Genomic DNA, 763 nt, shown 5'->3' on the forward strand with positions numbered 1-763 from the left:
GAGGGCATCTTCACCGCCCTGCAGGCGATCGCGACCGTCGGCTCGGTGATGGGAGGCGGGGAAGGGCCGCCGCCCGCGCGGATCGTGCTGGAGTCCGACGGCGGCGAGAACAAGCCGACCAATCCCAGCGATCCGCACGACGGCGCCTACACCGCCGCCCGGCTGGCCAAGGATCAGGAGGTGCCCATCTCGACGATCTCCTTCGGCACGCCCTACGGCACCGTCGAGTACGAGGGCGCCACCATTCCGGTGCCCGTCGACGACCAGACGCTGCAGGAAATCACCAAGATCACCGACGGCCAGGCGTTTCACGCTGACAGCCTGGAGTCGCTCGAGGGCGTCTATTCCACGCTGCAGCGCCAGATCGGCTACGAGACCGTGAAGGGCGACGCCAGCCTCGCCTGGATGCTGCTGGGCGCGGTGCTGCTGGCCGGCGCCGTCCTGGCCGGTGAGTTCCTGAACCGCAGGCTGCCCGCCTGAGCGTTCAGGTCGGCAGGCGCCGGTTGATCAGCAGGGCCAGCGCCGCGGCGATCAGGGCGGCGACGACGCCCAGGCGCAGCCAGCCGGCGCTGCCGGGACCGGGCACCGTGCGATACCCGATGTCGTTCTCTATGGCGTTGTAGCTCTTGTTGAGCTCGCTGAGGTTCGTGGCGGTGTAGGACTGCCCGCCCGACAGCCGCGCGATCGTCTTCATCTGGTCCGTCGAGACGGGGACGGCGACCCGCTGCCCGTTCATCTCGATCTCGCCGCCCTTGGTGCCGAA

General features: G+C 69.3%; 2 pseudogenes. One reads left to right on the top strand and one right to left on the bottom strand.

Annotated elements, in window-relative coordinates:
* A pseudogene (locus A5764_RS03745) lies at positions 1-480 on the top strand (hypothetical protein); the annotation flags it as partial.
* A gap of 4 nt (positions 481-484) precedes the next feature.
* Here the strand turns inward: A5764_RS03745 and A5764_RS03750 are convergent.
* Positions 485-763, bottom strand: a pseudogene (locus A5764_RS03750) (hypothetical protein); the annotation flags it as partial.

It is taken from the genome of Mycobacterium sp. 852002-51057_SCH5723018 (assembly GCF_001667035.1).
In the GTDB taxonomy this organism is placed as follows: domain Bacteria; phylum Actinomycetota; class Actinomycetes; order Mycobacteriales; family Mycobacteriaceae; genus Mycobacterium.